Here is a 16,882-nt window from a genome sequence, read left to right as displayed (position 1 = left end):
GGCCGCACCGGGCGAAGTGCGCGGTGTTCAGGCCGTCGGCACGCGCCACAGGTACCAGGCGGCGGTGGTGCGCCAGGGGCTCCAGGCCTGGCCGATCTGGCGCAGCTGGCGGGGGCTAGGCGATTGTTCCAGGCCCTTGAGGCGGCGGTAGCCTTCGCGCACGCCAAAGTCGTCCACGGGCAATATGTCCTCGCGCTCAAGGCTGTAGATCAGCAGCATCTCCACGGTCCAGCGGCCAATGCCAGGCAACTGGGTCAGGCGCTCTATCAACGGTTCATCGTCCAGGCCGCGGGCGCCCTCAGCATCAGGTATGCGGCCGTCCAGGGTGGCCTGGGCGATGCCCTGCAGGGTCGCCACCTTGCGCGCGGAAAAACCGCAGCCGCGCAAGCGCTCCAGGCTGGCATCGGCCAGTTGCCGGGGCGTGGGGAAGTCCTGCCCGGGGAACAAGGCGCGCAGGCGGCCGAGTATCGCGTCGCCGGCGCGGGCATGCAGTTGCTGGTAGGCCACCGCGCGCACCAGCGCCTGATAAGGCTCGCGCTCCGGGCGGGGCTGGTGCAGGCAGGGGCCGACGGCGGCGATCAGCGCGGCCCAGTCGGCATCCAGTGCGGCAAGAAAACGAGTGGCGGGGCAGGTGGGCATAGGCGATCCGGAACAGGGGGCGAGCGGCAGATTAGCCCGCCGCCCCAAGGCTTGCACCCCGTCTCTTGCGCTGGAACTCGGCGCCCGGGCCTTGCACCCGGGCGCGGGGCTTTCAGTCCTTGGCCGCCGGCAGGTAGAGCCGCTCCAGCACGTAGTGCAACGAGGCCGCCAGGGTTTGGCCATGGCTGAGTGTTTCAAAACTGTGGTAGTCCAGGGCCAACCCCGGCACCTGGGCCAGTTGCGCCTGCAACTGTCGGGCGCGCTGGTCGGCCTCGGGCCCTGCTGGCTGGCGCGGGTTGCCCGGCTCGGCGCCGCCACGCATCAGCAGCAATTGCGCATGATGGCCCTGCAGGCGCTCGGCCAGGCCCTGGGCCTGGGGCAGGATCAGGCCGTCGCCCCACCACAGCGAAGGGCTCGCGGCGGCGTAGTGGCGAAACGCCTGGGGCTGGCTGAACAGCGCCTGCAGCACCAGCAGGCCGCCATAGGAGTGGCCCCACAGGGCCTGTTGCGCGGTATCTATCGGTGCCTGGGCCGCCACGGCCGGGCGCATGCGTTCGCGCAGCAGTTGCAGGAAGGCTTGCGCGCCGCCGCTGGGTTGCCCGGTCAGCGGGTCTTGCTGCTGCGCCTGGCCCGGTTGCTGCGGGGTGTAGTCATAGGTGCGGGCGTTGCGCTCGATACGCAGCGGGGTCTGGTAACCCACTGCCACCAGCAGCGGCGCCTGGCCCTGGTCCAGGCGCTTGAGCTGCTCGGGGTCGAGGGCGCCGATGGCGGCGTTGCCATCGAGCATCCACAGCACCGGGTAGCCCTGTGGCGGCGGCGCCTGCAACGGCTTGCCGATCCACAGTTGGTAGTGCCGCTGGCCGTCGGCGGAATCCAGTTGCAGGCTAGTGAAGCGGTAGGGCAGGTCCTGGCGTTGCAGCAGGCTGCGGTCCATGGGCTGGTCCGGGGCGGGGGCGGCCAGGGCCGCTCCCGCAAGGCCCCAGGCCAGGGCCAGGGGCAGGAAAAAAGTTCTCATCAGGCGTTCTCGGCAGGCTCTTGGTGATGGCTCTTGGTAATGGCTCAGAACGAAGCGCTCAGGCTGGTGTACAGGGTGCGCCCGGGTTCGTTGTAGGTGGCGGCGCCGGCCCCGGCGATGTTGTTCACGCCCTGGGCATTGCCTTCACGGAACAGGCGTTTGTCGAACAGGTTGTCGACCCCGGCGGTCAGGCTCAGGTGGCGGGTCAGGGCGTAGGTGCCGCTGACCCCGGCAATGGCGTACGGCGCCAGTTGCTGGGTGGCGCTGCCGGTGACGCGGTCGCCGTGGTAGTCGTATTTCTTCGGCGTCTGCTGGCCGTACCAGGCCACGGTCGCCTGCAGCGACAGGTCCTGGGTGGCCTGCCAGTCGAGCATCGAGTTGAGGGTGTAGCGCGGGGTCACCGAGAGGTAGTCGCCGGTTTCCTTGTTCTTCGATTGCAGCATGTAGGTGAAGTTGTTGTTCCAGGTCAGCTGGCTGGCCAACGGAATGGTCAGGGTGCCTTCCAGGCCTTCCACCAGGGCCTTGGGCACGTTTTCCCACTGGTAGATCGCCGCGTTGCGGTAAGCGCCGCTGCCGCCGCTGGCACGGCTCACCGGCGCCAGGCCGGATTCCACCTTGTTCTTGTAGTCGTTGCGGAAGTAGGTCAGGCCGGCCACCCAGCCGTCGGCCTTGTATTCCAGGCCCAGTTCCTTGTTGACGCTGGTTTCCGCCTTGAGCTTGTCGTTGCCCTGCAGGTAGCAGCTGGTGCTCTGGCCGTAGCAGCCCTGGCCGCGGCTGTAGAGCAGGTAGTCGGCGTTGAGCTGGTACAGGTTCGGCGCCTTGTAGGCCCGGGCGATGCCGGCCTTGAGGGTCAGGGTGTCGCTTAGGGCGTGGGACAGGTTGAGCGATGGGCTCCAGTTGTCGCCGACGATGCTGTGGTGATCCAAACGCAGGCCGGGGGTGAGCATGGTGCCCGGCTGCAGTTCGATGTTGTCTTCGGCGAACAGCGAGAAGATCTGCGCGCTGGACTGGGTGCTGCGGTTGCTTGAGCTCAGGCCGCCCACGGCGCCGCCTTCACTGGTGCTCTGGGTGTTGGCGCTGGGGTCGTCGAGCTTTTGCTGGGACCATTCGCTGCCCAGGGTCAGGGTCTGCTCGAAGCCGGCGCGCAGGGGCAGGTTGACCTCGCCATGGGCGGTCAGGTCGCGCAGCACCGCGGTGTAGAACTCGCTGTTGCTGAAGATGCCTTCGGTGCCGCCGGCCAGGCCTTCGTTGATCCGCGTGTTGCGGGTCTTTTCGTATTGCAGGTAGGCCATGGAACTGCCGAAGTCCCATTCGCCACGATGGGTCACCGAATAGGTCTGGCGGTAGCTGCGGTTGGTCTCGTGGCCCAGCAGGTTTTTCACCGTGCTGTTGCTGTTGGTGTTCTGGGTATCGCCGGTGTAGATGTTGCCCTGGCGGCTGAAGCCGGCTTCGAAGTCCAGGCTCTGGTCCGGGGTCAGGTGCCAGCTCAAGAGGCCGTTGAGGTCCTTGTTGCGTACCCCTTCGCGGCCAGCGGGCAGGGTGCCGACCTGGTTGCCGGTGCGCAGGGATTCATGGCCGGCGTTGATGTCGGCGTCGTCGGCATCGGTCTTGGCCACGTTGCCGTAGACCCGGTAGCTCAAGCTGTCGGTCAGTGGGCCGTTGAGGCCGAAGCTTGCGCGCTGGGTGGCGCCTTCGTCCTTGTGGGTCGGGAACGAGCTGTAGATCGTCGCGTTGCCGTGGGTCTGGATGCCGGCCTGCTTGGTGATGATGTTGATCACCCCGCCCGCGGCGCCGTTGCCGTAGCGGGCCGCCGCCGGGCCGCGGATCACTTCGATGCGTTCGACCTGGTCGGCCGGCACCCAGTTGGTGTCGCCGCGGCTGTCACGCTCGCCGCGCCAGCCGTAGCGTACCGAGTTGCGGCTGCCCACCGGCTTGCCGTCCACCAGGATCAGGGTGTTTTCCGGGCCCATGCCGCGGATGTCGATCTGCCGGTTGTTGCCGCGCTGGCCGCTGGTGGAGTTACCGGTGAGGTTGACCCCGGGCATGGTGCGGATGATCTGCGACAGGTCGTTGGCCGGCGGGCGCTTCTGGATGTCCTCGGCGGTGATCACCGAGACCCCCGGTGCCTGCTTGGTTTCTTCTTTGGCGGTGGCGATGACGCTCTGGGGTTCCAGCTCCAGGACCGGCTGGATCGAGCCTTCATTGGCAGCCTGCACGGCCTGGCTGAGCAGGTAGCAGCCGGACAGCAGGAAAGGGGCGAAAGGACGCATTGAGCGCATGGACATCGGTGATCTCCGGGACAGAGGCAGAAACAGAAGATCACGAATGATAATGACTGCTATTTGCGAGTAAAGCGCATTAACTTTCTAAACACTTCCAGGCCGAGGGCCTAGGCGGCGGGCAGCAGCAGGTGCATGCACAGCCCGGGGTGGCCGTTGCTGGCCCAGATCCGCCCCTGGTGCAGCTCTACCGCGCGCCGGGCAATGGCCAGGCCCAGGCCGAAGCCGTCGCCCTGGGCCGAGTCCAGGCGCTGGTAGGGCTGGAAGATGCGTTGCAGGTCCTGTTCGGCGACCCCTGGGCCCTGGTCTTCCAGGCACAGGTGCCAATAGGCGCCTTCGCGCCAGCCGCGCAGGCTCACCCGGCCGCCGGCGGGGGAGTAGCGAATGGCATTGCGCAGCAGGTTCTCCAGGGCCTGGGCGATGCTGTCCAGGTGCACCTGGACCCGGCAATCGGCGTCCAGCAGGCAGGGCAGGCGCTCGGCGTCCCAGCCGCTTTCGAAGCAGGCGTCCTGGCGCAGGGCCTCCCAGATCGACAGCACCTGCACCGCTTCGGTCGGCAGTTGCGGGCGCTCGGTGTCGAGCCAGGCCAGATCCAGGGTGTCTTCCAGCAGGCGCTGCATGTCGGCGATTTCCCGGTCCAGGCGCTGGCGCAACTGCTCCGGCGGCAACCGGCTGTCATGGGCGATGCGCAACCGCGCCAGGGGCGTGCGCAGCTCGTGGGACAGCGTGCGCAGCAGCAGGCGCTGCTGGGCCAGGCTCTGGCGCAGGCGCTCGGCCATGTGCTCGAAGGCCAGGGCCAGTTCTCCCAGTTCGTCGTGGCGGTTCACCAGGGGCGTGCCCAGGCCCTGGCTCTCCAGGTCATCGGCGCGCAAGGCATCGGCGCGGTCGCGCAGGCGGTTCAACGGCAGCACCAGGTGGCGGTAGAGCAACAGGCCGAGCAGGGCGGCCAGCAGGGTTGGCACCACGCCATGGCTGAGCACGTGGGTCCAGGGCGTCAGGCCACTGGGCAGCAGGCGCTCGGGCAGTTGCAGCACCAGCCGGCCTTGCTCCGGGTGCTCAGGGAATTCGATGCTGACGTAGGGCAGTTGGTCTTGCAGGCGCCGGCTCATGGGCCAGTCGAGCTTGCGCATGAAGGTCAGGTGGCTGGCTTCCTCGGCGGTCAGCGGCGTGCTGCCCAGGCTCTGCAGGCGATCGCCGATCACCGCGACCCAGGTGTCTTCCCGGGTTGCCAGTTGTCGCTGGAACTCATCGACCGCGGCCACGCCGCCCTGGCGCCAGGCGTGCTCGGCCTGCTGGGCGTAGCGGGCCAGGTACTGGCGGTCGGCGGGGTCGAGAAAATAGGTGCTGCGCTCGGCCGACAGGCCCCAGGTCCAGATGATCCAGGTCAGCAGCAGGCAGAAGCCGATCTGCAACAGCGCCAGTTTCCACAGCAGGGGGTGACGGCGCATCAGTGGCGTTCCGCTTCCACCAGGAGGTAGCCGGCGCCGCGCACCGCCTGGATCTGCAGGTGCTGCACCCCAAGGTCGGCGAGTTTGCGCCGCAGGTTGCACACGTGCACATCCAGGCCGCGATCCAGGCGCGTATAGATGCGGTGCAGCACGTGTTGATAGAGAAAGGGTTTGCTCAGGGTCTCCCCGAGGTGCTCGCGCAGGGTCAAAAGCAACCGGTATTCGGAACCGGTCAGGCCCGCTGCGCGGCCCTGGTGCAGCACGTCCTGGGCCTGTTCGTCGAAGCTAAGGATCGGGTCCTGGCGCGTGGCCTGATGTTGTTGCACCCGGGCCATGCGCCGCAGCAGGGCGTCGGCGCGGGCATCCAGTTCGGCCAGGCTGAAGGGCTTGGGCAGGTAGTCGTCGGCGCCTCGGGTAAAACCGGTGATGCGGTCCTGCTCGGCGCCCAGGGCCGACATCAGCATCACTGGCGTGCCCTGTTCCTGGCGCAGGGTTTCCAGCAGGGCCAGGCCGTCCAGGCCCGGCAGCATGATGTCCAGCAGCACCAGGTCGAAGTGGCCGGCGCGCACCGCGGCCAGCCCCTGGCGGCCGTCGGTGCAGGTGGTGACGGTAAAGCCGCGCTGGCGGAAATGCAGGTTCAGGTCGTCGCGCAGTCGGGCGTCGTCTTCCACGAGGAGCAGGTTGGGGGTCATGGGGCAGAGCACTTGAATGGGGATATTTAATGAGAACGTTTTACATTTGCAAATATTGCAGCAATGGCCCTGGTGATGCAATTGCCAAGACCGCTGGGTGGGATTGCGGCGTCAATCAACTAAAAGTTGAATATTCAACGTTGTGTTGATATTTTTTCTGACCGCTTTCCTTGGTAACCGCCCATGAACCTGCCTTCCGATGCCCTTCTTGCCGAGCGCCAGTTGGTCTTGCAAGTGCTCAGCAGCACCTTGCAGATGCTTGCCAGCGTGGTGGGCCAGCATGTGGAAATCGTCCTGCATGACCTGGACCGCCCGGAGTCATCGATCGTCGCCATCGCCAACGGCCATGTCACCGGGCGCCAGGTGGGTGACCCGGTGCTCGGCGGGCCGCGCCAGGACCTGGGTTTTGCCGCGGTGCTGCGCGCCCTGCAGGACCGCTCCGCGACGACCCCGCTGGTGCTGGAGAACTACCCGACCCTGGCCCCCGACGGCCGCCAACTGCGCAGTTCCACGGTGATCTTTCGCGACCGCGGCGGGCAACCCTTCGCCAGCCTGTGCAGCAACAGCGACCTGAGCGGCATCGCCGCCGCCCACGCTTGCCTCGGGCAATTGCTGGGCCTGGGCAGCGCGCCCGCGCCACGCCGCGACGAAGCCCCCGACATGGAACAGTTGCTGGCGCAGATCATCCAGGGCGCCTGCCCGGCAAACGGGGCGCGCATGAGCAAGCAACACAAGCTCGACGCCGTGCGCCAGATGCAGGAGCGCGGGGTGTTCATCGTCAAGGGCGGGATCGAAAAGGCCGCCGCGGCCCTGGGGGTGACCCGCTACACCATCTACAACTACCTGGAACAGATTCGCGCCCAAGGCGCCGAGGAATGACCGCGATGCAGCTCGATATCTATCAAGTGGATGCCTTTACTTCTCAAGTCTTCGGTGGCAACCCGGCGGCGGTGTGCCCGCTGGAGGCCTGGTTGCCCGATGAGCTCCTGCAACGCATCGCCCTGGAGAACAACCTCTCGGAAACCGCCTATTTCGTGCCCCGGGGCGAGGGCTTCGAACTGCGCTGGTTCACCCCCACGGTGGAAGTCGACCTGTGTGGGCACGCCACCCTGGCGGCGGCCTGGGTGCTGTTCGAGCAGTTGGGCGAGCGCCGCGACGTGCTGCGCTTTGCCACCCGCAGCGGCGAGTTGCGGGTCAGCCGCGAGGGCGGCCTGCTGTCCATGGATTTTCCCGCCAAGCAACCCGAGGCCGTGGCGATTGCTCCGGCCCTGCTGCAAGCCCTGGGCTTGCCGGCGGCCGAGGCCCTGTACCGCACCGACGATTACCTGCTGGTGGTGGACGACGAACGCCTGGTGGAGGCGCTCCAGCCCGATTTCGCCGCACTGGCCGCCTTCGATGTGCGCGGCATCGCGGTGACGGCGCCGTCCCGGGAGTTCGATTTCGTCTCGCGCTGGTTCGGCCCGCGGGTCGGGGTCAATGAAGACCCGGTTACCGGTTCTGCCCATACCTCCCTGGCGCCTTACTGGGCCGCGCGCCTGGGCAAGCGCCAGCTGCGGGCGCAGCAGGGCGGGGCGCGCAAGGGCCAGTTGCAGTGCCAGGTGCTGGACAACGGGCGGGTGATCATCAGCGGCTACGGCGCCTTGTACCTCAAGGGCCGTATTTTCCTCTGAACCGGCCGCGGCGCCGCTCTGCCATGCAGGCTGGGTGCCTGCAGGCGGATTTGTCTCGGTGGTGCGGGCGGGAGTAGAGTCGCGTTTTTTTCGCCTGCTCAGGATGCTCCAGACCATGCAACGGACGCGCACCTTGCCCCGCCTTTCCACCTCACCGCTGCTGGCCTTGCTCCTGGGCTTGAGTGCCGGCGCTGCCCAGGCGGCCAGCCTCAGCGAGAGCCTGCTGGACTGCCAGCCGGTTTTTTTCAAGGCCCTGTATCAGCAGCGCGGCGAACTCGGGCAGGTGGTGAAGCTGGCCGAGAATCAGCGCCAGGGCATCGCCTGGGTGCCGGTGGCCGACCGCCTGAACAACTACTCCGCATCCCAGGCGTTCTCCCGCCCGCTGACCGATCACGGCCTGCGCCTGACCGGCTACTACGACCGCCAGTTCGACCTGGGCGAGCAGGGCAGCTTCCATTTCTGGGGCTTCGAAGTCGACGCCAGCCGCGCCGCCGTCATGGCCGCGCTGCCCCAGGCCGGCTGGCAGGAGGCCGGTGAATACTTCATTTCCCGGCCCCAGATCAAACTCAACGCCACGGCGCCCTGGCAGGACAATCCGGCCGCGGCGTCGGGCATCGCCCCGGCGCCGGGCTCCGCGGAAAAGATCCTCATGCTCAGCGAAGAAGACGGCAAGACCCGCTTGCTCTGCTCGCTGCAGGGCACTATCGATCAGGCCTTGCTCGACCAGGAACGGCCGGACCTGGCCCTGGGAGCGGGCCGATGAACAAGCTGCTGAGCCTGGGCGCGGCGCTGCTGCTCGTCGGTTGCGCGCATTCGGGTACCCCAAAGCAGGCCCTGGCGCCGCAGCGTCCGGACGGCATGTTCAAGGTGCTGGAAAGCCCGGAACTGGCCACCTACTTTGCCGCCAACTCGCTGGCCCTCTACCAGAACAACCCGAACCTGCGGCAGTTCTATCTGGTCAACAACTACGCCAAGCCTGCCGATCTGGGCGGTGGCAAGCCGCCGATCTACAGCTCCCGCGCGACCCGGGTGATCAACTGCGAGAAGGATGAGTCGGCGCAGTTCGGCCGGGTGTACTTCTCCGAGCCCTTCGCCCAGGGCGTGGAGGTCATGCGCAAGGAAGATCTGGCGCAATGGGCCGCCTTTCCCCGCCAGTCATTGCTGGGCGAGCTGCGCAACCTGGCCTGCGCGGTCGATCCGACCCGGCTCAAGCTGGCTCCGGCACCGAGTCAGTGAGCGCTGTCAGCCCGGCCAGGCCATGTTCAGCATGGGCGGGGGCCTGCCTGATTGAAGCGCGCGCCGCACGCCGCCCAGGCGGCGTTCTGTCCAACTGTTGAGCACCAAGGAAGTTTCGATGCTGGAAAGCAACCGCACCATCACCCTCACTGGCGAGCAGGCGCTGCAGGCCCTGGCGGAGCTGGAATTCGTCTTGATCTCGCTGCACAAGATGGGCGCCTACTACAGGGATAAACCCGTGGCCGACTACCAGCGCGCCACCACCGATTTCATCGATAACCAGCAGGTCACCCAGCGCCTGGCCCAGGTGCGCAGGATTCTCAGTGAGCCCTTCGACCGCACCCTGGGGGAGGACGACATGGACGACATCGAACGCCATGTGGAGGGGCTTGAACTGTGGCGCCCCGAGTAGCAGGGCGAGGGCTGCCCGCCGATTTATCAAGGAACCCGCCATGTCCAGAATAAGCATCGCCGCCGCGACTCCCAGCACTGACCTGGCGCTGGTCAAGTTTCTCCATCAACGCCTGGGCCTGTCCCTGAGCGTTGCCCAGGGCTATCTGCGCCGTGGCGCCGAGGGTTTCTTTTACAGCGCCAAGCTGTTTCACAACGACCATGTAGAGCGCGAGCAGGAACTGCGCGACATCCTCGCCTTCTGCAACAACGCCCGGGTGCCGCTGCTGATTGTCGAAAGCGATCCCGATGAGGAGTGGAAAGGCGTTGCGCCCGAACCGTTGCAGGACTGCGCGATGCCCCAGGAGCACTTGCTCAATCTGCTCCAGGCCTATGAAGAGGATTATCAATAAGGCCCGGAAGCGGGCCTGTAGCGCCCAACTGAATGCGAGGTTTTCCTAAAGTTCTGGGCCCTGGGGTCGAGACGTTGGTGCTGTCCGTCCCTCAATAAGGATATTTCGTGTTCAAAACCCTACTCAGGGCCGCCGCCCTTATCGCCACCCTGGCGCTGACCGGCTGTGTCTCCTACAACGTTACCGGCCCGCTGGGCGCGCCGTTGCATCCCGCGCCCATCAGCAGCCCGCGCACGGCGCAAATTGCCGATGTACAGGTCACCGCTCCCGGTATCGACGAAGCCACCCGCACCGCCATCAGCCGTTCGCTCACCGCCCAGTTGCCCCCCTACGTCAAGAGTGCCGGCTACTTCCACCAGCTCAGCGAATTCCCCACCCGCCTGGGCGAGGACGACGTGGTGCTGAAATTCAACATGACCTCCCTCAAGGGCCACCGCGCGCCCCATCCGGGCTACCTGCCCGGGGCCTTGCTGACCCTGACCGTGTGGATCTGGGTCAACGGTCCGATCTACGTCGATAGCTTCGACCTGGCCGGCGAGCTGTCGATCGTCGACCGCAACGGCCAGGAACTGGCCAGTGCCAAGGAGCAGCTCAAGTTCGAGCGCAATGTCGGTCTCTACGGGCGCGAATACTGGGCCCCGACCCAGGGCGCCAAGCAACTCAACGAGCTGGTTGGCAAATTGCTCGACAACGCCACCGCCCGGTTGGCGCACTAGGATCAAGGAGCGTCACATGTTCGGTTCCATCAAGCACGCGCTGCTGCTCGCCGCGGTACTGCTGAGCGGCTGCGTGTCCTATTCGCAACACGAATTGACCGCTGCCGGCACCTGGCCGCCGGCGGCACAGACTGCCGAGCAAAAGCCCAGCGCCTTTGTTCGCACCACCGTCATGTACCAGGTCAACGGCGGCCCGGCCAATGCCGCCGCCGGCGCCCCGGCGGCCGCCTGGGAAGCGGTGGTGGCCGATACCTATCGCCAGTCCGGGCGCTTTGCCCGGGTCAGCACCGACAAGGTGGAATCGGACCTGTACGCCGAAGCCATCCTGTACAACAACGAACAGTTCAGCATGGCCTCGGCCATCATCACCGGCGTCACCTTCTTCATCATCCCGTCCACGGCGAAGAACACCTTCACCCTGGAAACCGTGTTCAAGGACAAGGATGGCAAGGAGCTGGGGCGGATTCGCAAGAGCGAGTCGGTGCGCACCTGGATGCAACTGCTGCTGATCGTTGCCGTTCCTTTCCAGGCGGATACCCGCGACGTGGTCCAGCAACTGGCCCGCAGCACCCTGGATGAAGCGGTGCAGCGCAAATTGCTGTAAGCCTCGCGCTGCTGGCAGGGCGCAGACAAAAACGCCGCGGGCCCTGATCGGAGCCCGCGGCGTTTTTTTTGGATGCGGTTTACTTCAGCGCTGCGCCGCCCAGTAGGCATGCAGCGCGCGGGCGGCCGGTTCGATGGCCGCCACTTGCTGGCGATGCTGCTCCAGATCCAGGTCGGCCGGCAGTTCGAAGTTGTCCTGTTCGGCGCAGTCGATGATCAACTGCAGCGCCCGGACCTGCGGCGCCGGCATCTCCGGCCAGTTGCCCACGGCGACCCCGCGCAGGTAGCCGAAGCACCACTCTTCGGCCAGCAGCAGGTCCTGGCCCTGGTGCTCGGTCTGTTCGAAGCGCGCCTTGAACGCTTGCGGGGCCTGGGTCAATTGTTCGGCCAGGGTGTTGATGTGGCGCGCGCACAGGTCGATGAACTGCCGGCACTCTTGCGGGGTTTCCCAGTTGGGGTTCTCGCCGCCCCAGATCGCCGGGAACCATTCGGCGATGTCCACCTGGGCCGGGCCCGACACCAGCGCGGTGAAATAGCCGTCCAGCTCGCAGGGGTTGAGTACCGAGTGGTCGTCGCCGTACTTGAGCAGGGTGTCTTCGAGGGTTTCGAAGTCGGCGGCGTTCAATGGGGTGTTTTGCATGAGAGAAGTCCTGGAAAAAGCAGCGGCAAGTTTCCGGGTTCAGGCCCCGGGCTGCAAGCCTTGAACGGTACGGGTGGCGCTTGAGTGCGCGGCCCTCAGGTGCCGCGCAACAGGTCCTGGGAGTCCAGCAGGCGGTAGGCGATCTCCGGGCGCTGCTCCATGGCCCGGCGAATGGCGGCCGGGATCGATTGCCGGGTCTTGCGGCACAGGCCGGGCAACTCGTCCAGGGAAATGGCGATGCCGCGCATGCTGCGGACCACGTTGTCACTGGGGTTGATCTGGACGCGGATGCCCAGTTGTTCGTACATCCGCCGCTGCATGTGTTCCAGGTCCGCCAGGTCCTTGAGGTTTTCCAGGCGTTCGAGCAGGCGCTTTTCCTCCTGGCGCGTGAGATTGAGGATGCGCAGGTCGGCTCCCGGGGTGTCCAGCAACTGCTCGCGCTCGCAGATGCAAGCGCCGGGCGGACAGGGTTGGCGAATGGGCTGGCTGGGGTTCATGGGCAACCATCATAGCGAGCCGGACGCGGCTGACAGAGAAAAATGTGCACCAGGACGCATCCGTTTCCTAGGCTTGTTCGTAGGATTGTTGCCCCGGCGGTAAAGGGGCGAGCGAATGAGCATGGAGATCCTCGACATGGAATCTTTGCAGCAACGGTCGCTGGCCGCCGTCAGTGACGATTCACAGCTATTGCCGCGTCTGTTGGCGGGCGAGCAGTGGGCCTATCGCGAACTGGTCATGCAGCATCAGGGCGCCATGCGCTCGGTGGCCCTGGCGATTGTCGGGCAGCGGCACGCCGACGATGTGGTCCAGGACGCCTGGCTGGCGGTTGTGCGCCACCTGGGCGGCTTCCAGTGCCGTTCCAGCCTCAAGACCTGGATCCTGACCATCACCGCCAACGCGGCCAAGTGTCGGTACGTGCAGAACCATCGCGAGGCGCGCCGCGGTGACCGGCCAGACCTGATGGGCCACCTGGATGCCCGGCGCTTTGCCGAGAGCGGTGGCTGGCTGGCGTCGCCGCAGGACTGGCATGAAGACAGTCCCGAGGCCTTGTTGTGCCAGGAGCAACTGTGTCGGTGCCTGGATCAGGCGTTGAGCCACTTGCCGCTTCTGCAACGCCGGGTCCTGTTGTTACGCGAGCGCCAGGGCCACTCGCTTGAGGCCATCGGGGGCCAGTTGGGCATTTCTGTGAGTCATGTCCGCGTGCTGCTGCATCGTGCCCGCTTGCAGGTATTTGCCGCCCTTGAGCGCCACCAGGTGGCCGCTTGCGATCCTTGCGCCAACCCGGGACCGTGCCCATCCAGGCCGGCATGAAAATATTACCCGGGTGATATTGAAGGCTTGATTAATATCCGGGTAATATTTGCGCTCATTGTCTTGAGGCCTTAGCCATGTCCGACTTTCTTGCCCAACCCGTTACCGCCTTCCAGGCCCAGCGCGTGCTGGCGACCGGCCCGCTGCTGGAGGTGGCGCTGGCGGTCAAGCGCGCCAGTGAAGGTGCAGAGCCACAACCGCTGCTGGTGTTCGATGATGCCAGCGGTCGGGTCATCGACCTCGACCTGCGGGGCACCCCGGATGAAGTGCGCCAGCGCCTGGCCGCCACGCCGCCGCCCGGCAACGGACGCTATCGCCCGCGTCAGCCTGCCGCCGCATCGATCGAAGGCGAGGAGGCCGCGCCCCGGGGGCGGGGGCGGCCCAAGCTGGGGGTCATCGCCCGGGAAGTGACCCTGTTGCCGCGCCAGTGGGACTGGCTGGCCGAGCAGCCCGGTGGCGCCTCGGCGGTGCTGCGCCGGCTGGTGGACGAGGCCCGGCGCAATGGCGCCGAACCCCAGCGCCAGCGGGCCGCGCAAGAGGCGGCCTACCAGTTCATGCTGGCCATGGGCGGCGATCTTCCCGGTTATGAGGAAGCCACCCGGGCGCTGTTCGCCGCGGACCATGCGCGCCTGCAACAGTGCATCGAGCACTGGCCCGAGGGTATCCGCGATTACGCTCTGCGCCTTGCCGGCGCGCTTTGACAGGCGAGCGATGCATCATCAACCCAAGGTGCTGCTTGAGCGACCGGCCGGGTTGTGCGGTTCAGCCCACAGCGGGGCGTGGCCAGGCTAGCTGCGCCGCGCCATCAGCAGCACCGACGCCGCCCCCGACAACAGCACCGCGCAGCCGCGATTGAACAGGCGCTTGCCCCGGGGTTCGGCGAACCAGCGGCGCATGTGCAGGCCCATGTAGGCGTAGGCGCAGATGGCGATCCACTCCAGCCCCAAAAACAGTGTGCCCAGGATCAGGAACTGCGGGCCCATCGGCTGCGCCGGATCGACGAATTGCGGCAGGAAGGCGGTGAAGATCAGGATCGCCTTGGGGTTGCCCGCCGCCACCAGGAACTCCTGGCGGGCCAGGGCCCACAGGCCGACGCGGGCCGGTTCGCCGGCCATTTCATTGCCGGGCTGGGCACGCCACAGTTGCCAGGCCAGGTACAGCAGATACCCCGCACCCAGGATCTTGATGGCATGGAACAACAGTTCCGAGGTCTGCAGGACGACCGCCAGGCCGGCGGCGGCCAGGGCGATCATGGCGGCGAAGGCCAGCAACCGGCCGCTTCCCGCCAGGCAGGATTGGCGATAGCCATAGCGCGTGGCGTTGCTCACGGACAGCAGGTTGTTCGGCCCGGGGGCCATGTTCAGGGCGAAACAGGCGGGGATGAACAGGCTCAGGGTGGTGAGATCCATAGAGTCTCCGGGAAAGCACAGGGGAACGGGCCCACGCCATCGGGGATCTCGGGGCTGGCCGGGATGTTGTCGAGGCGGGGTCGATAACATAAGGGCCACGTCGGGCAGCAGGCAAGGGGGCGGCTCGCGGCGGTTGCGCGGTTGGCCAAGGTTGAACGGGGCGGGAGGCAGCGATGCTGATGGGGCAGGGCCGCGGCAAGTTCCTCTCCCTGTGGGTACAGGGAGAGGAAAAGGGCAATCAGTCGATGTTGATGTAGGGGTCCCAGTCGCAGTAACCCACCACCTGGTTATCACTGTCGACAATCATGAACGCCCAGGTATAAGTGATGCTGCCTTGCCGCACGGCGCGGCCTTCCCAATAGAAATTCTTGACGCTCTGCGCGATTGGCTGCGCGGATGGATCATTTTGATTGATGATCGGCATGGGCGTGTGGTTCAGGACCACCGGTGTGACGCCTTGCACGTAATCGGGGTTCTGTGGCGTCACTACCGGGGACGTCTGGGTGTACTGATACAGCAGCACCGCATGGTACAGCCCCTCGGACAGGCTGGTGCTGCGCCAGTGGACCAGGTCACCCTCCTTGAGGTTGATCGACAGTTCATCCGAGCCTTCGCCGACTTGGGTGTTGTTGCGTCTGGCGACCATGTAGATCGCTTGACTGGAGAGCCTTACCCCGCCGGTGCTGAAGTTATAGAGGTGGCTTGGCTGCTTCGGGTTGCTTTTTTCGAGGGTGAACACTTGGCCGCTGTCGAATTTTTTGCCCTGGCTGTTGAGGATGGTGTCCACATCAATGGTGACCATGATGTCGATGATGTTGTCGTTCATGTCCAGCTCCCTGCTGTCGCATTAGATACCTGGAGTGCCCAGGCAAACTGGCAATCGAGTTTCCGGGCGCGGCCACTGAGCATCGATACTCGGGTCCCGGTCTCTCGGGCATCGGGCGTGATGCACTTCCATGAAGTCGCGAGTGGAATCTAGATCCTCAAGACCGTTAGTCAAATGGCCCGCTCCAAAAAGGGCGAGCGCAAGACGAGCGGTGCCGGCCAGTGCCAGGCGCCCGCTTTGGCGTCTTCGGCCAGGCCTGCGCCCCGGGATCGGCCGCGACGGTTTATGATGCTGCGCCGCCGCCCGTTGCCCGCGCGACAAGGGGCTGCTCCATTCGCCCACCCTGGAGGCGCCCGCCATGTCCGATCTTTGCAAGCCTGCTGCCATCCCTGAGTTCCCCGTGTGCCACGCCCGTGGCGGCACCTCCACCGGGCTGATCCTGGCCCGCGAGGCGCTGCCCCGAGACGAAGCCCTGGTGGAAGAACTGCTGCGCCACCTGATGGGGGTGCCGCTGCACGGCGAGTGGCCGGGCAACAGCCAGATCACCGGCCTGGGGCGCGGCGTGCCCACCAGCAACAAGGTGTTCATCGTCGAACGCCGCCCCGGCGAGACGCGGATGATCAGCACCCTGGCGCAGCTGGCGGCGGGCAAGAGCGCCATCGACTGGAGCGTCAACTGCGGCAACATGTCCGCGGCATTGCCGCTGTATGCCCTGCAGCGCGGCTGGCTGGAGCCGGGGGAGGGTGGCGGGCAGATCGAGATCTACAACAGCAACACCCAGACCACGATGTATGCACGCCTGGGGTTCGCCAATGGCCGGCTACTGAGTGACACGCGGATTCCCGGGGTCAACGGCGTGTTTCCCGGGGTCGACCTGTTTCTCGACAAGCCGGTGGGGGCCAAGACCGGCGCGCTGTTCCCCACCGGCAAACGGGTGGACCTGCTGGACGGCATCGCCGCCACCTGCATCGACGTGGCGGTGCCCATGGTCATTGTCCGCGCGGCGGACCTGGGCAAGACCGGCGCGGAAAGCCCGGCCCAGCTGGACGCCGACCCGCAGTTCAAGGCGCGCCTGCTGGAGCTGATGGTGCTGGGCGGGTTGCGCATGGGCCTGCGCAAGCGCGACGGCAGCCTGTTGAGCGCCGACGAACTGCGGCGCAGCGAAACCATCCCGAAGATCTGCATCGTCAGCCCGGCGCGAGAAGGCGGCGATATCGCCACCCGCTACTTCACCCCGCAGAACGCCCACCCGTCCCTGGCGGTGTCCGGCGGTTGCTGCCTGGCGGCGGCCTGCCTGGCCGAAGGCACCGTGGCTCATGCCCTGCTGGCGCGGGCGCCAGTGATAGGTGAAGCAAAGGGTGAGTACCCCCTGGCGATTGAAAACCCCGCCGGGGTGCTGGAGACCCTGATCGATGCCCGGCAAGTGGCGGGGGAGCTGCTGATCGACGGCGCCGCCTACCGGCGCAGCGCGCAGATCCTGTTGCAGGGCAGTACGCCGCTGTACAACGCTTCGGCGGAACTGATTGCCGCCCTTGGCGCCTTGTAGCTGCTGCCGCGGGCTCCCGGCGCTCCCGCAACCGCCGAGGCCCCTTCGG

Annotated in this window: 20 protein-coding genes; 11 read left to right on the top strand and 9 right to left on the bottom strand. The window is 66.3% G+C overall.

All coding sequences use genetic code 11. The features are described 5' to 3' along the window. Positions 1 to 27 precede the first annotated feature (27 nt). From KCG88_RS07180 to KCG88_RS07160, 5 genes are all read right to left on the bottom strand, one after another. On the bottom strand, positions 28 to 639 hold the full coding sequence (locus KCG88_RS07180) for a DNA-3-methyladenine glycosylase (protein ID WP_047286220.1): 612 nt from the start codon (positions 637 to 639) through the stop codon (positions 28 to 30). 112 nt (positions 640 to 751) lie between these two features. Continuing rightward, a complete protein-coding gene (locus KCG88_RS07175; protein ID WP_210712116.1) occupies positions 752 to 1,654 on the bottom strand; it encodes an alpha/beta hydrolase in 903 nt (300 codons plus the stop codon). Between the two features lie 44 nt (positions 1,655 to 1,698). Then, the gene (locus KCG88_RS07170) at positions 1,699 to 3,939 is read right to left on the bottom strand and encodes a TonB-dependent siderophore receptor (RefSeq protein WP_210712115.1); all 2,241 of its coding nucleotides are present in this window, start codon (positions 3,937 to 3,939) and stop codon (positions 1,699 to 1,701) included. 104 nt (positions 3,940 to 4,043) lie between these two features. Then, the gene (locus KCG88_RS07165; protein WP_210712114.1) at positions 4,044 to 5,381 is read right to left on the bottom strand and encodes a sensor histidine kinase; all 1,338 of its coding nucleotides are present in this window, start codon (positions 5,379 to 5,381) and stop codon (positions 4,044 to 4,046) included. Further along, a complete protein-coding gene (locus tag KCG88_RS07160) occupies positions 5,381 to 6,073 on the bottom strand; it encodes a response regulator transcription factor (protein ID WP_210712113.1) in 693 nt (230 codons plus the stop codon). Before KCG88_RS07160 ends, KCG88_RS07165 begins: the two co-directional genes overlap by 1 nt. Before the next feature lie 183 nt (positions 6,074 to 6,256). Here KCG88_RS07160 and KCG88_RS07155 point away from each other — a divergent pair, with 183 nt between their 5' ends. From KCG88_RS07155 to KCG88_RS07120, 8 genes are all read left to right on the top strand, one after another. Beyond that, on the top strand, positions 6,257 to 6,952 hold the full coding sequence (locus tag KCG88_RS07155) for a PAS domain-containing protein (RefSeq protein ID WP_210712112.1): 696 nt from the start codon (positions 6,257 to 6,259) through the stop codon (positions 6,950 to 6,952). Between the two features lie 5 nt (positions 6,953 to 6,957). After that, positions 6,958 to 7,743: a PhzF family phenazine biosynthesis protein gene (locus KCG88_RS07150; RefSeq protein WP_047286274.1), complete on the top strand. Its 786-nt coding sequence runs from the start codon at positions 6,958 to 6,960 to the stop codon at positions 7,741 to 7,743. Between the two features lie 115 nt (positions 7,744 to 7,858). After that, positions 7,859 to 8,506, top strand: a complete 648-nt coding sequence (locus tag KCG88_RS07145; protein ID WP_047286226.1) for a hypothetical protein — start codon at positions 7,859 to 7,861, stop codon at positions 8,504 to 8,506. Next, complete coding sequence (locus KCG88_RS07140; protein WP_210712111.1) at positions 8,503 to 8,979, top strand: surface-adhesin E family protein; 477 nt, start codon at positions 8,503 to 8,505, stop codon at positions 8,977 to 8,979. Before KCG88_RS07145 ends, KCG88_RS07140 begins: the two co-directional genes overlap by 4 nt. 118 nt (positions 8,980 to 9,097) lie before the next feature. Next, entirely contained in the window at positions 9,098 to 9,391 is a 294-nt protein-coding gene (locus KCG88_RS07135; RefSeq protein WP_047286228.1) for a hypothetical protein, read from the top strand. A gap of 40 nt (positions 9,392 to 9,431) precedes the next feature. After that, on the top strand, positions 9,432 to 9,782 hold the full coding sequence (locus KCG88_RS07130) for a hypothetical protein (RefSeq protein WP_210712110.1): 351 nt from the start codon (positions 9,432 to 9,434) through the stop codon (positions 9,780 to 9,782). A gap of 107 nt (positions 9,783 to 9,889) precedes the next feature. Next, positions 9,890 to 10,498, top strand: a complete 609-nt coding sequence (locus KCG88_RS07125) for a hypothetical protein (protein ID WP_047336578.1) — start codon at positions 9,890 to 9,892, stop codon at positions 10,496 to 10,498. A 16-nt stretch (positions 10,499 to 10,514) separates the two neighbouring features. After that, entirely contained in the window at positions 10,515 to 11,102 is a 588-nt protein-coding gene (locus KCG88_RS07120; RefSeq protein ID WP_210712109.1) for a hypothetical protein, read from the top strand. Between the two features lie 84 nt (positions 11,103 to 11,186). On the opposite strand, the gene KCG88_RS07115 is transcribed toward KCG88_RS07120, so the two are convergent. Beyond that, entirely contained in the window at positions 11,187 to 11,741 is a 555-nt protein-coding gene (locus tag KCG88_RS07115; RefSeq protein WP_047286232.1) for a UPF0149 family protein, read from the bottom strand. A 95-nt stretch (positions 11,742 to 11,836) separates the two neighbouring features. Beyond that, positions 11,837 to 12,238 carry a hypothetical protein gene (locus KCG88_RS07110; RefSeq protein WP_047286233.1) on the bottom strand — a complete coding sequence of 134 codons (402 nt, stop codon included), beginning with the start codon at positions 12,236 to 12,238 and terminating at the stop codon, positions 11,837 to 11,839. 121 nt (positions 12,239 to 12,359) lie between these two features. Between KCG88_RS07110 and KCG88_RS07105 the strand changes: the two genes are divergently transcribed. Together KCG88_RS07105 and KCG88_RS07100 are read left to right on the top strand one after the other, a co-directional pair. Continuing rightward, complete coding sequence (locus KCG88_RS07105; protein WP_246882622.1) at positions 12,360 to 13,052, top strand: RNA polymerase sigma factor; 693 nt, start codon at positions 12,360 to 12,362, stop codon at positions 13,050 to 13,052. A gap of 77 nt (positions 13,053 to 13,129) precedes the next feature. Then, entirely contained in the window at positions 13,130 to 13,753 is a 624-nt protein-coding gene (locus tag KCG88_RS07100; RefSeq protein WP_047286234.1) for a DUF2239 family protein, read from the top strand. A gap of 87 nt (positions 13,754 to 13,840) precedes the next feature. Here KCG88_RS07100 and KCG88_RS07095 read toward each other — a convergent pair whose 3' ends face one another. Together KCG88_RS07095 and KCG88_RS07090 are read right to left on the bottom strand one after the other, a co-directional pair. After that, positions 13,841 to 14,461 (bottom strand): LysE family translocator, encoded by a 621-nt coding sequence (locus KCG88_RS07095; protein WP_047286235.1) that lies wholly within the window; start codon positions 14,459 to 14,461, stop codon positions 13,841 to 13,843. Positions 14,462 to 14,699: 238 nt separating this feature from the next. After that, complete coding sequence (locus KCG88_RS07090) at positions 14,700 to 15,287, bottom strand: AidA/PixA family protein (protein ID WP_210712108.1); 588 nt, start codon at positions 15,285 to 15,287, stop codon at positions 14,700 to 14,702. A 358-nt stretch (positions 15,288 to 15,645) separates the two neighbouring features. Between KCG88_RS07090 and KCG88_RS07085 the strand changes: the two genes are divergently transcribed. Then, on the top strand, positions 15,646 to 16,833 hold the full coding sequence (locus tag KCG88_RS07085; protein ID WP_210712107.1) for a PrpF domain-containing protein: 1,188 nt from the start codon (positions 15,646 to 15,648) through the stop codon (positions 16,831 to 16,833). Positions 16,834 to 16,882: the final 49 nt, after the last annotated feature.

It is taken from the genome of Pseudomonas sp. MWU349 (assembly GCF_017947325.1).
Classification (GTDB): domain Bacteria; phylum Pseudomonadota; class Gammaproteobacteria; order Pseudomonadales; family Pseudomonadaceae; genus Aquipseudomonas; species Aquipseudomonas protegens.
The sequence above is the reverse complement of the archived record's forward strand: the minus strand, read 5'-3'. Positions and strand labels throughout refer to the sequence as shown.

Excerpts from the sequence above, each read along its gene's own strand:
- KCG88_RS07105 (WP_246882622.1), top strand. The coding sequence starts at position 12,360 with ATGGAGATCCTCGACATGGAATCTTTGCAGCAACGGTCGCTGGCCGCC.
- KCG88_RS07090 (WP_210712108.1), bottom strand. The coding sequence starts at position 15,287 with ATGAACGACAACATCATCGACATCATGGTCACCATTGATGTGGACACC.
- KCG88_RS07135 (WP_047286228.1), top strand. The coding sequence starts at position 9,098 with ATGCTGGAAAGCAACCGCACCATCACCCTCACTGGCGAGCAGGCGCTG.
- KCG88_RS07120 (WP_210712109.1), top strand. The coding sequence starts at position 10,515 with ATGTTCGGTTCCATCAAGCACGCGCTGCTGCTCGCCGCGGTACTGCTG.
- KCG88_RS07175 (WP_210712116.1), bottom strand. The coding sequence starts at position 1,654 with ATGAGAACTTTTTTCCTGCCCCTGGCCCTGGCCTGGGGCCTTGCGGGA.
- KCG88_RS07140 (WP_210712111.1), top strand. The coding sequence starts at position 8,503 with ATGAACAAGCTGCTGAGCCTGGGCGCGGCGCTGCTGCTCGTCGGTTGC.
- KCG88_RS07095 (WP_047286235.1), bottom strand. The coding sequence starts at position 14,461 with ATGGATCTCACCACCCTGAGCCTGTTCATCCCCGCCTGTTTCGCCCTG.
- KCG88_RS07165 (WP_210712114.1), bottom strand. The coding sequence starts at position 5,381 with ATGCGCCGTCACCCCCTGCTGTGGAAACTGGCGCTGTTGCAGATCGGC.
- KCG88_RS07155 (WP_210712112.1), top strand. The coding sequence starts at position 6,257 with ATGAACCTGCCTTCCGATGCCCTTCTTGCCGAGCGCCAGTTGGTCTTG.
- KCG88_RS07150 (WP_047286274.1), top strand. The coding sequence starts at position 6,958 with ATGCAGCTCGATATCTATCAAGTGGATGCCTTTACTTCTCAAGTCTTC.
- KCG88_RS07180 (WP_047286220.1), bottom strand. The coding sequence starts at position 639 with ATGCCCACCTGCCCCGCCACTCGTTTTCTTGCCGCACTGGATGCCGAC.
- KCG88_RS07130 (WP_210712110.1), top strand. The coding sequence starts at position 9,432 with ATGTCCAGAATAAGCATCGCCGCCGCGACTCCCAGCACTGACCTGGCG.
- KCG88_RS07115 (WP_047286232.1), bottom strand. The coding sequence starts at position 11,741 with ATGCAAAACACCCCATTGAACGCCGCCGACTTCGAAACCCTCGAAGAC.
- KCG88_RS07160 (WP_210712113.1), bottom strand. The coding sequence starts at position 6,073 with ATGACCCCCAACCTGCTCCTCGTGGAAGACGACGCCCGACTGCGCGAC.
- KCG88_RS07145 (WP_047286226.1), top strand. The coding sequence starts at position 7,859 with ATGCAACGGACGCGCACCTTGCCCCGCCTTTCCACCTCACCGCTGCTG.
- KCG88_RS07170 (WP_210712115.1), bottom strand. The coding sequence starts at position 3,939 with ATGTCCATGCGCTCAATGCGTCCTTTCGCCCCTTTCCTGCTGTCCGGC.
- KCG88_RS07100 (WP_047286234.1), top strand. The coding sequence starts at position 13,130 with ATGTCCGACTTTCTTGCCCAACCCGTTACCGCCTTCCAGGCCCAGCGC.
- KCG88_RS07085 (WP_210712107.1), top strand. The coding sequence starts at position 15,646 with ATGTCCGATCTTTGCAAGCCTGCTGCCATCCCTGAGTTCCCCGTGTGC.
- KCG88_RS07110 (WP_047286233.1), bottom strand. The coding sequence starts at position 12,238 with ATGAACCCCAGCCAGCCCATTCGCCAACCCTGTCCGCCCGGCGCTTGC.